11 protein-coding genes are annotated in these 13,871 nt (G+C 74.2%); 6 read left to right on the top strand and 5 right to left on the bottom strand.

The window, feature by feature from the left end:
* Positions 1–47 precede the first annotated feature (47 nt).
* The 4 genes from H9640_RS11880 to H9640_RS11895 form a co-directional block, all read right to left on the bottom strand.
* Complete coding sequence (locus H9640_RS11880; RefSeq protein WP_191790921.1) at positions 48–1,433, bottom strand: ABC transporter substrate-binding protein; 1,386 nt, start codon at positions 1,431–1,433, stop codon at positions 48–50.
* Positions 1,434–1,476: 43 nt separating this feature from the next.
* Positions 1,477–3,189, bottom strand: coding sequence for a glycoside hydrolase family 13 protein (locus H9640_RS11885; RefSeq protein WP_191790922.1), 1,713 nt, complete (start codon positions 3,187–3,189; stop codon positions 1,477–1,479).
* Between the two features lie 357 nt (positions 3,190–3,546).
* On the bottom strand, positions 3,547–4,566 hold the full coding sequence (locus tag H9640_RS11890) for a LacI family DNA-binding transcriptional regulator (protein ID WP_191790923.1): 1,020 nt from the start codon (positions 4,564–4,566) through the stop codon (positions 3,547–3,549).
* Between the two features lie 137 nt (positions 4,567–4,703).
* Complete coding sequence (locus H9640_RS11895; RefSeq protein WP_191790924.1) at positions 4,704–5,069, bottom strand: ACT domain-containing protein; 366 nt, start codon at positions 5,067–5,069, stop codon at positions 4,704–4,706.
* Between the two features lie 119 nt (positions 5,070–5,188).
* Here H9640_RS11895 and H9640_RS11900 point away from each other — a divergent pair, with 119 nt between their 5' ends.
* From H9640_RS11900 to H9640_RS11925, 6 genes are all read left to right on the top strand, one after another.
* The gene (locus H9640_RS11900) at positions 5,189–6,946 is read left to right on the top strand and encodes a beta-N-acetylhexosaminidase (protein WP_191790925.1); all 1,758 of its coding nucleotides are present in this window, start codon (positions 5,189–5,191) and stop codon (positions 6,944–6,946) included.
* Positions 6,943–8,556 carry an N-acyl-D-amino-acid deacylase family protein gene (locus H9640_RS11905; RefSeq protein WP_191790926.1) on the top strand — a complete coding sequence of 538 codons (1,614 nt, stop codon included), beginning with the start codon at positions 6,943–6,945 and terminating at the stop codon, positions 8,554–8,556. Before H9640_RS11900 ends, H9640_RS11905 begins: the two co-directional genes overlap by 4 nt.
* Positions 8,553–9,398: an IclR family transcriptional regulator gene (locus H9640_RS11910; RefSeq protein ID WP_191790927.1), complete on the top strand. Its 846-nt coding sequence runs from the start codon at positions 8,553–8,555 to the stop codon at positions 9,396–9,398. Before H9640_RS11905 ends, H9640_RS11910 begins: the two co-directional genes overlap by 4 nt.
* Complete coding sequence (locus H9640_RS11915) at positions 9,395–10,795, top strand: type III PLP-dependent enzyme domain-containing protein (protein WP_191790928.1); 1,401 nt, start codon at positions 9,395–9,397, stop codon at positions 10,793–10,795. Before H9640_RS11910 ends, H9640_RS11915 begins: the two co-directional genes overlap by 4 nt.
* 46 nt (positions 10,796–10,841) lie before the next feature.
* Positions 10,842–11,249: a RidA family protein gene (locus tag H9640_RS11920; protein ID WP_138823291.1), complete on the top strand. Its 408-nt coding sequence runs from the start codon at positions 10,842–10,844 to the stop codon at positions 11,247–11,249.
* A 107-nt stretch (positions 11,250–11,356) separates the two neighbouring features.
* On the top strand, positions 11,357–12,595 hold the full coding sequence (locus tag H9640_RS11925; RefSeq protein WP_191790929.1) for an AAA family ATPase: 1,239 nt from the start codon (positions 11,357–11,359) through the stop codon (positions 12,593–12,595).
* Between the two features lie 15 nt (positions 12,596–12,610).
* Here H9640_RS11925 and H9640_RS11930 read toward each other — a convergent pair whose 3' ends face one another.
* Positions 12,611–13,843 (bottom strand): glycerate kinase, encoded by a 1,233-nt coding sequence (locus H9640_RS11930; protein WP_191791077.1) that lies wholly within the window; start codon positions 13,841–13,843, stop codon positions 12,611–12,613.
* Positions 13,844–13,871 lie beyond the last annotated feature (28 nt).

Here is a 13,871-nt window from a genome sequence, read left to right on the forward strand (position 1 = left end):
CCCCCCCCCCCCCCCCCCCCCCCCCCCCCCCCCCCCCACGGAGGGAATCACCCCTGGTCGAGCAGCGCCTGGGCCTGCTTGTTCGCGTCCGCCAGCAGCCTGTCGATGTCGGCGTTCTGGTCCGTCAGCACGGCCTGCACGACGGGGTCCATGAGCGCATAGATCTCCTGCGTCTTCTGCGACGGCTCACCGACGAGGGGCAGGTCGAACATGGTGTCGGTGTACCCGGTCATCTGGTTCAGCGGGACGTTGATGTAGTCCTTGATCCATTCCTGGTTCTCGAGGTACTGCTCCTTGCTGAACATGGGGAGCACTGGCGTGCCGACGGGCTGGTCGCTCGCGACGAGCGTCTGGGCGTCCTTGACGGCGGCGTCCTGGTCGACGAGCTTGTTGAGGTAGAAGAAGTCGATCCACTTGACGGCGGCGGCCTTCTTCTCGTCGGTGGCCTTGGCGGGCATCGCGGCGAGGGTGCCGCCCGTGAGGACGCCGGCGTCGCCGCCGTCGAGGGGCAGCGCGGTGAGCCCGTAGGTCGCGGGGTCGAGCCCGTTGGACTGGACCATCGAGGTGTAGACGTCGGAGCCCGACGTGTACATGCCGACCTGTCCGGCGGCGAAGGCCTCGTTCATGGTGCCCCAGTCGAGGAGGAAGTTGCTGCCCATGGAGTTGTCCTCCCAGCGCAGCGTCTTGAGGAACTCGAGGGCTTCCTTGGTGCCGTCGTTGTCGAGCGACTCGGTGGCCGTGCCGTCGTCGGCGACGTCCTGGACGCGGCCGCCGCGCGAGTAGGTGTTGACGGTGAGCTGCCAGCCGCCGGTGTTGTTCTGCGTCATCTGGGCGTAGCCCGCGACGCCGGGGTTGGCGTCGGCGATCTTCTTGGCGTACTCGCGGACCTGGTCCCAGGAGGTGGGCGGCGAGTCGGGGTCGAGGCCTGCGGACTCGAACAGGGCGCGGTTGTAGTGGAGGCCGACGCCGTAGACGTTCTTGGCAGGGATGGCGTAGACGTGGCCGTCGGGTCCGGTGCCGGCGTCGATGATGGCGGGGTTGAACTTGTCGGCGTAGGGCAGGGTGCGGAACTGGGTGTCGAGGTCCGCGATCTGCTTGTTCTCGACGAGGGTCTTGGCGTCGGTGAACGGGATCTCGAACACGTCGGGCAGGGTGCCGCCGGCGAGCTGGGCGGCGAACGTGGTCGCCTTCCACTCGTACTCCTCGGGCACGACGTCGATGTCGGGGTTGGCGTCCTCGAACTGCTCGACCTGCTCGTTGAAGGCGTCGATGGCTTCGGGCTCGGAGCCGGGCAGGAGGGAGACGACCTTGAGGGTGGTCTTCCCGTCGGCGGACTCGTCGTCGCCCGAGCCGGAGCTCGAGCAGGCGGCGAGGGCGGTGGCGGTGAGGGCCCCCACGAGGGTGAGGGCGATCGCGCGGCGTGTGGACTTCATTGTCTCTGCTCCTTGTCGGGCGGGTGTGCGGGTCGGGCGGGTGTCAGGCGGGGGTGGTGCCGGTCGCGTGGCCGGGCGGGGTGCGCCGGAGCCATGCGGCCGTGTCGGTGGGGAGCAGGGCGCCTGCGGCGCTCTGCGTGAGGTCGGCGCTCGTCAGGAGCACGTCGTACCCGGCGGGCAGCGGGACGGCGGGTCCGAGGTTGACGACGCACAGCACGTCGCCGCGCGTGAACGCGAGGAGGTCGCCGGTCGCGTCGGCCGTGCTGTTGCCCACGAGGACGTCGTCGGCCCACGCGAAGTCGCCGCGGAACGCGGGCTCGGTGCGGCGCAGCGCGAGGACCTGGCGGTAGAGGCTGAGCATCGAGGCGTCGTCGCCGACCTGCGCCTCGACCGACAGGTCGCCCCACCCCGCGGGCTGGGGCAGCCAGGGGTGGGCTCCGCCGTCGGGCCCGAACCCGTGGCTGGTGCCGCCGCGCGTCCACGGCAGGGGGACGCGGCAGCCGTCGCGGCCGGGGTCCACTCCCCCGGACCGGAAGTGCATGGGGTCGTTGATGACGTCGAGCGGGAGGTCCTCGACCTCGGGCAGGCCGAGCTCGTCGCCCTGGTAGACGTACAGCGAGCCGGGGAGCGCGGCGGACAGCAGGGCGGCCGCCCGTGCCCGACGGCGGCCCGCGGCAAGGTCGGTCGGCGTCCCGAAGCGCTTGGCCCCGAACGCGAACGCGCTGTCCTCGCGGCCGTAGCGCGTCACGGGGCGGGTCACGTCGTGGTTGGACAGGACCCACGTGGCGGGGGCGCCCACGGGGGCGTGCGCGTCGAGCGTGGTCTGGACGGACTCGCGCAGGGCCTTGGCGTCCCAGGGGCGCGCCATGAAGTCGAAGTTGAACGCGGTGTGCATCTCGTCGGGGCGCAGGTACTGCGCGAACCGGGCGCGGTCGGCGAGCCAGACCTCCCCGACGAGGACGCGCGGTTCGTCGTAGGACTCGGCGACGGCGCGCCAGCCGCGGTAGACGTCGTGGATCTCATCGCGGTCGACGTGCGGGTGCTCGCCGGGGCCGGGGTGGGCCGGGACCTCGGGCAGCGTGGCGTCCTTGACGAGCAGGGCCGCGGAGTCGATCCGGATGCCCGCGGCGCCGCGGTCGAACCAGAACCGCAGGATGTCCTCGTGCTCACGCCGGACGTCGGGATGGTTCCAGTTGAGGTCGGGCTGCTCGGGCGTGAACAGGTGCAGGTACCACTCGCCGGGCGTGCCGTCGGGGTTCGTGGTGCGGGTCCAGGTGGTGCCCTGGAAGTCGGAGACCCAGTGCGTGGGCATCTCGTCGCCACCCGGGCCCTTGCCGGGGTGGAACCAGAAGCGCTCGCGCTCAGGCGAGCCGGGGCCGGCGGCGAGCGCGGCCTGGAACCAGCGGTGCGCGGCCGAGACGTGGTTGGGCACGACGTCGACGATGGTGCGGATGCCCAGCTCGCGCGCCGCGGCGATGAGCTGCTCGGCCTCGGTGAGCGTGCCGAACTGGGGGTCGATCTCGCGGTAGTCCGCGACGTCGTAGCCGCCGTCGGCGAGCGGGGACAGGTACCAGGGGGTGAACCAGATGGCGTCGACACCCAGGTCTCGCAGGTACGGCAGGTGCTGCCGCACGCCGGCCAGGTCGCCCGTGCCGTCGCCGTCGCCGTCCGCGAAGCTGCGCACGTACACCTGGTAGATGACCGCGTCCCGCCACCAGGTGGGGTCGGTCCCTCGGGTCGAGTCGTCCTCGCGCACCGTGTCCTCGTCTTCCGTCCGTCCCGTTCAGCCGTGAACGGGTGCTCCTCGTCGAGCGCGGCGACCCGGGTGGGTGTGCCGCTGGACTCCCGATCCGCGGGATCCGGCGTCTGGGGATCAACGTAATCACTCGACAGCAATCACGCAAGAACTCGACAGGAGCGTTATGAAAACGCGACCTTCGCCGGGGAACCCCTCGCTGTGTGCGGAGTAGTTGCTCCCGTGAAGGCGCGGGCGGTGCAACTACTCCGCACTCGACGGCTGGCAGGGGCCGGGGCGGACGGTGGCAGACGCGGGCAGCACGGAGGGCGCCGCCCCGGGATCCCCCGGGACGGCGCCCTCGTCGGCGGCGCGTGGCTAGTCGGTCGTGGCGCTCCGCAACGGCGCGGTCGAGCCGCGCACCACGAGCTCGGGCTCGAACAGCAGCTCGTCGCGCGACACGTCGGCCCCCGCGATCATGCTCGCGAGCAGGTCGACGGCCGCACGCCCCATGGGCTCGATGGGCTGGCGGACGGTCGTGAGCGCGGGATCGGTCGAGTTCATGAGCGCCGAGTCGTCGTAGCCCACGACCGAGACGTCGGTCGGCACCTGCTTGCCGGCCCGGCGCACAGCCCGGATCGCGCCGAGCGCGAGCGGGTCGCTCGCGCACACGATCGCCGTGGCTCCGGCGTCGAGGAGCCGCACCGAGGCGGCCTGGCCGCTCTCGAGCGAGTACTGGCTGTGCTGGACGAGCGCGGGGTCGATGGTCACGCCGTGGCGGGCCGCGAGCGCGTGGGCCGCGGCGAGCTTGCGCTCGGACGGGATGTGGTCCGTGGGACCGAGCAGCAGCCCTATCCGGCGGTGCCCCAGCGACAGCAGGTGCCCGAGCGCCTGGTTCATGGCGACGACGTCGTCGCACGAGACCCGCGGGAAGTCGAGCGACTCGATCGAGGCGTTCATGAGGACGACGGGCAGGTTGCGCTCGGCGAGGCGCCGGTACGGCTCGTGGTCCGCCTCGCGCTGGGCGTAGAACCCGCCCGCGAAGAGCACGCCCGAGACCTGCTGGCCGAGGAGCAGGTCGATGTACTCGGACTCGGTGATGCCGCCCGCGGTGCGTGTGCAGAGCACGGGCGTGAACCCCTGCTGCGCGAGCGCCCCGCCGATGACCTCGGCGAACGCCGGGAAGATGGGGTTGGCGAGCTCGGGGAGCACGAGGCCGACGAGCCGTCCGCGCTCACCGCGCAGCTTGGTGGGGCGCTCGTACCCGAGCACGTCGAGGGCCGTGAGGACGGAGTCGCGCGTCGCCTGGGAGACCCCGGGCTTGCCGTTGAGCACGCGGCTGACCGTGGCCTCGCTGACACCGACCTTCTTGGCCACCTCGGCAAGTCGTCTGGACATGCTGCTGACTATACGCAGAGCGCAAGCGGTTTGCGTTCGCTTGCGCAACCTTGAGCGGCCCGTCGGCGCTCGTCAGGCTCCCGCCCGCCCCGTCGGCGGCCCGTCAGCACCGGCGGCCCGTCAGCACCGGCGGCCCGTCAGCGTCCCCGCGTGACGGTGTGCCCCGCGTCGGTGAGCACGTCCGCGGCGGACTCGACCGAGTCCTCGGGGACCAGCACCAGGTCCGCGTGGAACGTCGACGCGACGAAGACCGCGATCCCCGCCTGGGCGAGCGGGCCCACGATCGCCGCGAGCATGCCGGGCTTGCCGAGTCCGTGGGGGTCGCCGTAGAACCCCGCCCACCGGTCGCCGCCGCCGCCGAAGGGCGAGGCCTCGCGCAGGACGGTCAGCCCCTCGGGTGCGCGGACGAGCGCGACCCACTCGTCGTCGTCGGGGAACGACGAGTGGGGCTCGTGCGCGAGCGTGAAGAACGAGTCGAGGAGGCGGAGCTTCTGCGCGGACATGCCCGCGAGCCTAGGCCGCGCCACCGACACCTGGATCGCCCCCGAGAAGTGTCGTGCAGTGCACAACAACCCCTGTGCGCGGCACACCTCGAGCGCCGAGCCGTGGTTAGGCTCGACGCGTGAGCGCCCCCACCCCCACACCCGGGCTCCTGCCCGCACCCGTGAGCCTGCAGCCTGCCGCCGGCTCGTTCCCGCTGACCGACGGCACGCCGGTCCGCACGGACCCCGCCCTGGCCGCCGCCGCGCGCTGGTGGCGCCGGGTCACCGAGGACGCGTTCGGCCTCGAGCTGCCGTTCGGTCCCGTCACGGCCGAGGACCAGCCCGACGGCATCGCTCCCACGGGCGTGACCCTCGCCCTCGACGCGTCGCGGCCCGCGGGCGGCTACCGCCTCGAGATCACCCCGCAGGCCGTGCTGCTCACGGCCGCCGACGCGGCCGGCGCCCACGCGGGCGTCCAGACGCTGCGCCAGCTCGCGGGACCGCAGGCGTACCGCACGGCGCCGGTCGCCGCGCCGGTCCCCGGTGTCCCCGCGGACGCCGTCCGGCTGCCCGCCCTCACGATCGAGGACCACCCGCGCTTCGGCTGGCGAGGCGTGCTGCTCGACGTCGCCCGGCACTTCCTGCCCAAGCGCGAGGTGCTGCGGTTCGTCGACCTCGCGGCGGCGCACAAGCTCAACGTCCTCCAGCTCCACCTCACGGACGACCAGGGCTGGCGCATGCAGGTCCACCGCTACCCGCTCCTCACCGAGGTGGGCGGCTGGCGCACCGAGTCGAACGTCGGGACGTGGCGTACGGGCGTCTTCGACGGTCGCCCGCACGGCGGCTTCTACTCCCAGGACGACCTGCGCGAGATCGTCGCCTACGCGCGCGAGCGGGGCGTCGTCGTCGTGCCGGAGATCGACGCGCCCGGGCACGTCGAGGCGGCCGTCGCGGCCTACCCGTTCCTCGGGACCCGCAAGGCGCCGCACGCGGTGCGCACCACGTGGGGCGTGAGCACCGAGGTCCTCGACCCGTCGGACGAGGCGCTCGAGTTCTTCAAGCACGTGCTGGACGAGGTCCTCGACGTCTTCGACTCCCCCTGGGTCGCGATCGGCGGCGACGAGGTCCCCACGACGCTGTGGCGCGAGAACCCCGCGATCGTGACCCTCGCCGAGGAGCGCGGCCTCGCGGACGTCGCCGACCTCGCGGGTTGGTTCCTGGCCCGCCTGAGCGAGCACGTCACGGCCCGGGGCCGTCGTGCGGTCGTGTGGGACGAGGGCTTCGGCGCGCAGCTCCCGCGCGACGTCGTCGTGACCGCGTGGCGCGGCTTCACGGTCGGCGCAGACGCGCTCGAGGCGGGCAACGACGTCGTCATGGCCCCCGAGCAGGTCGTCTACCTGGACCACCGTGCGGGCGACGGCGAGGACGAGCCCGTGCCCGTCGGCTTCCTGCGCACGGTCGAGGACGTCTACGCGTTCGACCCGTTCCCGCCCGAGGTCCTCGCGCAGTATCCGGGCCTCGACTCCGCGCCCGGCCGCCTGCTGGGCGCGCAGGCCGAGGTCTGGTCCGAGCACCTCGACTCCCCGCGCCGCGTCGACTACGCGGCGTTCCCGCGCCTCGCGGCGTTCGCGGAGGTCGTCTGGAGCCCGACGGCGGAGCGCACCCCGGGCGGGTCGTCCTCGGCCGAGTTCCTCGCGCGGCTCGAGCACGACCACCTGCCGCGCCTCGACGCGGCAGGGGTCGAGTACCGCCCGCTCGACGGGCCGAGGCCCTGGCAGCAGCGTCCGGGCGTGCACGGCTTCCTGCGCCACCTCGACCAGGAGATGGCGGCGGGCGGCTGGGCGGGCGTGGGCGGCTGGGTCGAGGGACGCGACGAGCACTCGGAGGGACAGGCATGAGCACCACGGAGCAGCCGGTGACGCTCGTCGTCCGCGGCGCACGGCTCACGACCCCGGAGGGGTTGTCGGAGCCCGTCGACCTGCTGGTCGCGGGCGACACGATCGACGACGTCGTCCTCGCGAGCACCGTGCCCGTCCCCGCGGGGGCGCTCGTGATCGAGGCCGCGGGGCGCATCGCGTTCCCCGGCTTCGTCGACTCCCACGTGCACGGCGAGGCCGCGGTCCTGGACCCTGACGTGCAGCTCGCGATGTTGCGCCAGGGCGTCACGAGCATCGTCGTCGGGCAGGACGGCGTCTCCTACGCCCCCTCCGCGCCCCTGCCCGTCGCGGACGGCACCCCCGACGCACACACCTGGGCCACGGGCTACTTCAGCGCGATCAACGGCGAGCACCCCACGTTCCGGGGCGGCTCGGTCGCGGACCTGCTCGCGACCTACGACGGCACCACGCCGCTCAACGTCGCCTACCTCGTGCCGCACGGCACGCTGCGCTACGGCGTGCTGGGTGGCGCGGCCCGCCCCGCGACGCCCGAGGAGACCGATCGCATGGTCGCGCTCCTGCGCGAGGCGCTCGACGACGGTGCGTGCGGCATGTCCACGGGCCTCGAGTACGCCCCGGCCTCGAACGCGACCGACGACGAGCTCGTCGCCCTGGCCCGCGTCCTCGCCGAGCGCGACCTGCCGCACGTGAGCCACATGCGCGGCTACGAGGACAAGGCCGGGACCGCGATGGCCGAGCTCGTCAGGGTCGCCCGGGCGTCGGGCGTCGCGACCCACGTCTCGCACTACCACGGCCCCGCGGCCGAGCTCGTGGGCTACGTCGAGGACGCGCACGCGGCCGGTCTCGACGTCACGTTCGACTCCTACCCGTACCTTCGCGGCGCCTCGATCCTGTCGATGGTCTCGCTGCCCACGTGGCTGCCCATCGCGGACCCGGACGCCACGGTCGCGATGCTCCAGGACCCCGACGTCGTCGCTCGCCTCCAGGCCGAGCACTTCCCCGGGCTCGCCGACCTCTGGGAGCGCGTGACCATGGCCGCCGTCCCCGGCGAGCTGCGGTGGAGCGAGGGCATGGCCCTGCTCGACGTCGCCGACCGGCTCGGCCTCGACCCCGTCGAGACGACGCTGCGCATCCTCGTCTCGACGCACCTGCGCGCGGGCTGCGTGTTCGCCCAGCCGCCGACCAACTCCCCCGAGTCCGTCCGCACCCTGCTGCGCCACCCCGCCCAGATGGGCGGGTCCGACGCCATCTACCAGGGCGGACGGCCCCACCCGCGCGGCTGGGGCGCGTTCGCGCGCTTCCTCGCCGAGCACGTGCGCACGCTGGGCGACTGGACGTGGCACGACGCCGAGCGGCACCTGTCGACGGCCGCCGCCGAGCGCTTCGGGTTCACCGACCGGGGCCGCCTGGTGCCCGGCGCGCGCGCCGACGTCGTGCTGCTCGACCCCGAGACCGTGCAGGACGTCGCGACCTACGAGGACCCGCGCCGTCCCGCGACCGGGATCGACGACGTGCTCGTCGCCGGCGTCCCGGTGCTCGCGGGCGGCCTGCCCACCGGGGCCACCCCCGGGCGCGCGCTGCGACCGGCCGTCACGGCGGACCGCGCGTGACGGCCGGCCCGCGGGCCACCGCGACCACCGCCGCCGCGACCGCCGACACCGCGAGCAGGAACTCGTCCCAGTCGCTGCGGCGAGCGCTCGGGATCCTCGACGCGCTGCGTCACGACGCGGCGCGCGGCCTGAGCCTCGTCGAGCTCGCGGACGTCCTCGGGACGCACAAGAGCACGGTCTCGCGCCTGCTCGCCCCGCTCGTCGAGGTCCATCTCGTCCGGCGCACCCCGACCGGGCGCTTCGTGCTCGGCGCCGGGACGCTCCGGCTCGGCCAGGCATACCTCGAAGGGCTCGACCTGCGCACGGTCGCCGAACCGCACCTCGCGGCGCTCATGCGCGCCTCGGGGGCCACGTGCCACCTCGTCGTGCACGACGGCCTCGACGTCGTCTACATCGACAAGAAGGAGAACACCGCGGTCGTGCGGATGGCCTCGCGCATCGGGCGTCGCATGCCGCTGTACTGCACGGGCGTCGGCAAGGCGATCCTCGCGGCGAGCGACGCCGACCTCCTCGACGCCGTCCTCGAGCACCCCATGCCCGCCGTCACGTCCCGTACCGTCACCGACCCCGACCACCTGCGGGCCGAGATCCGCACGGTCGCCCAGCGCGGCTACGCGATCGACGACCGCGAGAACGAGGCCGAGGTGCGCTGCGTCGCGGCCGCCGTCGTCGACCACACGGAGACCGCGATCGGCGCGCTCTCCGTCTCCGCCCTCGCCTCGCACATGCCGCCCGCACGGGTGCGCGAGCTGGGCCCCCTCGTCGTGCAGGCCGCCCGCGCGGTCTCCGCCGGGATGGGCTCCGTGCGCTGCGGCTACGAACCCACCGGGAGGAACGCATGACCCACCCCACCCAACCGTCCGGCCGCGCGAGCGTGCCGGGGGACCCGAGCCTCGTCGTCGGACCCGCGACCAAGGGCCTGCGGCTCGACGCCGAACGGACCGTCGCCGACGTCCTCGCGGACTCCCCCCGCATCACCGACGACGCCTTCTCCTGGCCGCTGCTGACGCTCGACGACGCGGCGCTCGACCACAACGTCGCGCTCATGGCGCGCCTGTGCGCCGAGCACGGCGTCGAGCACGCGCCGCACGTCAAGACCGCGATGTCCCGCTCGCTCTACGCGCGCCAGGCGCGCGCCGGGGCGTGGGGCGCGACCGTCGCGAACCCCGCCCAGCTCCGCGTCGTGCGCACGTGGGGGGTCGAGCGGGTGTTCCTCGCGAACGAGCTCATGGACCCGCGCGACATCGCGTGGCTGCGCCGCGAGCTCGAGGCCTCCGTCGCACCGGGCGGCACGCCGTTCGAGGCGTGGGTGTACGTCGACTCGATCGAGGGCGTCGGGCTCCTCACGCGCGGCTTCGCGGGGGCGCCCGCCGAGGTCGTCGCCGGGCTCGGCGTGCTCGTCGAGGTCGGCGTCCCGGGCGGTCGCACGGGCGTGCGCAGCACGGCCGACGCGCTGGGCCTGGCCCGCGCGGTGCGCGCCGCGGGCCTGCGCGTGCCGGGCGTCGCCGGGTACGAGGGGTCGGCCGCTGGCGGCACCACGCCCGAGGACCTCGCCAAGGTCACGGCCTACTGCCGGGGCCTGCGCGACGTCGCGGCCGCGTTCGTCCGCGAGGGCCTCGTGCCCGACGGCGAGCCCGTGGTCGTGACCGCGGGCGGCAGCTCGTTCCTCGACGTCGTGCTGGCCGAGCTCCCCGGCCCGCTCACGATCCCGGGCAGCGCCGGGACCGACGGACCGGACGGCTCCTCGGCCACGCGCGACGTGCGGGTCGTCGTGCGCTCGGGCGCGTACGTCACGCACGACCACGGCTTCTGCGCACGCATGGACCCCTGGGACCGCATCCCGGGCGGCGAGCCCATGCACGCGGCCGCCGTCGTGTGGGGGCAGGTGCTCTCGGTCCCCGAGCCCGGCCTCGTGCTGTGCGGCGTCGGGCGGCGCGACGTGTCCTACGACATCGACCTGCCCACGGCCCTGTGGCTGCGCACGCTCGACGAGATCGGGGACCTGCGCCCCGCGCACGACCTCGCGGGGGCCCGCGTCACCGGGCTCAACGACCAGCACCTGTACCTCGCCATCGACCCCACGCCCGCGGGCAGCTCCCCCGTCACGACGCAGATCCGGCCCGGCGACGTCGTCGGGTTCGGGATCTCGCACCCGTGCACGCTGTTCGACAAGTGGCGCGTGGCGGCCGTCGTGGGCGACGACGACCAGGTCGTCGACGTCGTCGGCACCGAGTTCTGACACCGGTCCCCGGACCACCTGCACCCTCCCGAGAGAAAGAGACACGATGAGCACCCCCAAGACCCCGATCAGCACCCCGCACGCACCGGCGCCGGCCCACACCTTCCACCAGGGTGTGCGCAAGGGCCCGTTCGTCCAGGTCTCGGGTCAGGGCCCGGTCGACCCCGCGACGAGCGAGTACCTATACCCCGGGGACGTCGCGGCGCAGACCACGCGCACCCTGGAGAACGTCAAGGCCATCGTCGAGGGGGCGGGCGCCACGTTCGACGACGTCGTGATGCTGCGCGTCTACCTCACCAAGCGCGAGGACTTCCCGATCATGAACGACGCGTACGGCGCGTTCGTCGAGGCCAACTGCCCGGGTGGCGTGCTGCCGGCCCGCACGACGGTCTTCACGGGCCTGCCCCGCGAGGAGATGCTGGTCGAGATCGACGGGCTCGCGATCACGGACTGACGGTCCCCTGCCGCTGAGTGCGGAGCAGTTGTCGTCCGGGACGTCCTGGAACGACAACTACTCCGCACTCGGCGCACGCCGTGGGTGGCCTCGCCTAGCCTGGCGGGATGATCGAGACGCTCGCCATCGAGGGCTACCGCTCGCTGCGGCACCTCGTCCTGCCGCTCGGCCGTCTCACGGTCGTGACGGGCGCCAACGGCGTGGGCAAGTCGAGCCTGTACCGCTCGCTGCGCCTGCTCGCCGAGTGCGCGCTGGGCGGCGCGGTCGGGGCCCTGGCCCGCGAGGGCGGCCTGCCCTCGACGCTGTGGGCCGGTCCGGAGGTCATCGGGCGCTCGGTGCGCGAGGGCGTGCACCCCGTCCAGGGCACGGTGCGCGGTGGCCCGGTCGCGCTGCGGCTGGGCTTCGCGAGCGGCCCGGACCCCCTGCCCGACGGCGCCGCGTCAGCGGGTGCGTCCGGCGCCCTCGGCTACGCGATCGACCTGGGGCTGCCGCAGGACGGCGGCGCGTCGTTCGGCCTGGATCCGGAGATCAAGACCGAGGTCGTCTGGTCGGGACCTGTGCTGCGTCCCGCGACGCTCGTCGCCGACCGGCACGGCCCCTCGGTCCGGCTGCGCGACGACGACGGCTCGTGGCAGGTGTCGGGGCGCCGGCTGAGGTCGTTCGACAGCATGCTCTCGGAGGTCGTGGACCCCGTGGGCGCCCCCGAGCTCGTGCTGGTGCGCGAGCGCCTGCGGTCCTGGCGCTTCTACGACCAGTTCCGCACCGACGCCCTTGCCCCGGCCCGTGCGTCGCACGTCGGCACCCGAACCCCCGTCCTCGCGCACGACGGCGCCGACCTGGCCGCGGCCCTCGAGACGATCCGCGAGCTGGGCCTGGCCGACGACCTGGACGCCGCGGTCGAGGACGCGTTCCCCGGGTCGAGCGTGCGCGTGCGTGTGACGGACGACGGCCGGTTCTCGCTCGAGCTGCGCCAGCACGGTCTGCTGCGTCCGCTCGGCAGCGCGGAGCTGTCCGACGGCACGCTGCGGTACCTGCTCTGGGTCGCGGCGCTGCTCACGCCCCGCCCGCCCGAGCTGCTCGTGCTCAACGAGCCCGAGACGAGCCTGCACCCCGAGCTGCTGCCCGCGCTCGGGGCCCTGGTCGCCGGAGCCGCGCGACGCACGCAGGTCGTGGTCGTGACGCACTCGCACGCGCTGGTCCGGGCCATGGAGGATGCGGCGGGCCGTTCGCGTGCCGCCTCCCCGGCGCTCGAGCACGTCGAGCTCGTCAAGGAGCTCGGCGAGACGACCGTCGCGGGCCGTGAGGGACCGCTCGACCAGCCGCAGTGGCACTGGCCCAAGCGCTGAGTGCATGATCCGGGCTCAGCGGCGCACGGACCCCAGGTACAGGCTCGTGACCGACGCCGCGACCTCGGTCAGCCGGCTCGCGGTGCGCCCCACGAGCTCCTCGAGGTCGATCGGTCCGGGCGCGATCGAGAACGCGGCCGTGATCCCTGCGGCGCGCGCCTGACGCGCGGGCAGCAGGACCTGCCCGGCGATCACCACGACGGGCGGGTGGCCCGGCGCGGCGGCGGCGAGCGCCCCGATCCGGTCGGCGACCTTGCCGTTGACCGACTGCGAGTCGAACGAACCCTCGCCCGTGAGCACCAGGTCCGCGTCCGCGACGGCCGCGGGCAGCCCGACGGCCTGCGCGACCAGGGTCGCGCCGTGCTCGAGCTCGGCGCCGAGCACCGCGACGAGGGCCGCGGGTACCCCACCGGCGGCTCCCGCCCCCGACAGGTCGTGCGTGCGGACCCCGGTCTCGCGCTCGAGCAGGTCGGCCCAGCGCTCGAGCGCGGCGTCGAGGAACGCGACGTCCGCGTCGCTCGCCCCCTTCTGCGGCCCGAACACGGCCGCCGCCCCGCGCTCACCCACGAGCGGGTTCGTCACGTCGACGGCCAGCCGCCATCGCACCGCGCGGGCCCGCGGGTGCAGTCCCCCGAGGTCGAGGCCGACGACGCGCGCGAGCCCCTCGCCGCCGTCGGGCACGAGCGTCCCGGCGAGCTCCCCGTCCGTCGACGAGGGGACCGTCGCCGGCGAGTGCGCGAGGAGCCGGGCACCGAGCCCCGTGAGGACGCCCGCGCCGCCGTCCGTCGAGGCGGACCCGCCGAGGCACAGGACGACCTCCTCGACCCCGGCGTCCAGGACCGCCGCGCACGCCGCTCCCGTGCCGCGCGTGTGCGCGTGGAGCGGCTGGAGGACGACGTCGCTGACCGCGGGCAGGCCGCTCGCCGCGGCGAGCTCGACCACGCCGATGCGGCCGTCGGCGGACACCCCGTAGCGTGCCGGGCGAGGGCGCCCGATCGCGTCGACCGTCCCGACCTCGCGCGCCTCGACCCCCCACACGGACAGGAGCGCGTCGAGAGTGCCTTCGCCTCCGTCGGCCATGGGCAGGAGCCTGACCTCGGCGTCCGGCGCCGCCACCAGGACCCCGTCCGCGAGGTGGCGGGCCACCTCCGCGGCGGTCGCGGAGCCCTTGAACGAGTCGGGCGCGACCACGACGCGCAACGGCCGTGGACCGGTGCGCGAGGGGTCCCCGGTCGTGGGAGCGTTCATCGTCGGAGGCACGCCCCGATCGTAGCCA

It is taken from the genome of Oerskovia gallyi (assembly GCF_014836745.1).
Classification (GTDB): domain Bacteria; phylum Actinomycetota; class Actinomycetes; order Actinomycetales; family Cellulomonadaceae; genus Oerskovia; species Oerskovia paurometabola.

Coding starts and splice junctions, on each gene's coding strand:
- H9640_RS11905 (WP_191790926.1), top strand. CDS start 6,943: ATGAGCACCACGGAGCAGCCGGTGACGCTCGTCGTCCGCGGCGCACGG.
- H9640_RS11920 (WP_138823291.1), top strand. CDS start 10,842: ATGAGCACCCCCAAGACCCCGATCAGCACCCCGCACGCACCGGCGCCG.
- H9640_RS11925 (WP_191790929.1), top strand. CDS start 11,357: ATGATCGAGACGCTCGCCATCGAGGGCTACCGCTCGCTGCGGCACCTC.
- H9640_RS11895 (WP_191790924.1), bottom strand. CDS start 5,069: ATGTCCGCGCAGAAGCTCCGCCTCCTCGACTCGTTCTTCACGCTCGCG.
- H9640_RS11930 (WP_191791077.1), bottom strand. CDS start 13,843: ATGAACGCTCCCACGACCGGGGACCCCTCGCGCACCGGTCCACGGCCG.
- H9640_RS11915 (WP_191790928.1), top strand. CDS start 9,395: ATGACCCACCCCACCCAACCGTCCGGCCGCGCGAGCGTGCCGGGGGAC.
- H9640_RS11880 (WP_191790921.1), bottom strand. CDS start 1,433: ATGAAGTCCACACGCCGCGCGATCGCCCTCACCCTCGTGGGGGCCCTC.
- H9640_RS11890 (WP_191790923.1), bottom strand. CDS start 4,566: ATGTCCAGACGACTTGCCGAGGTGGCCAAGAAGGTCGGTGTCAGCGAG.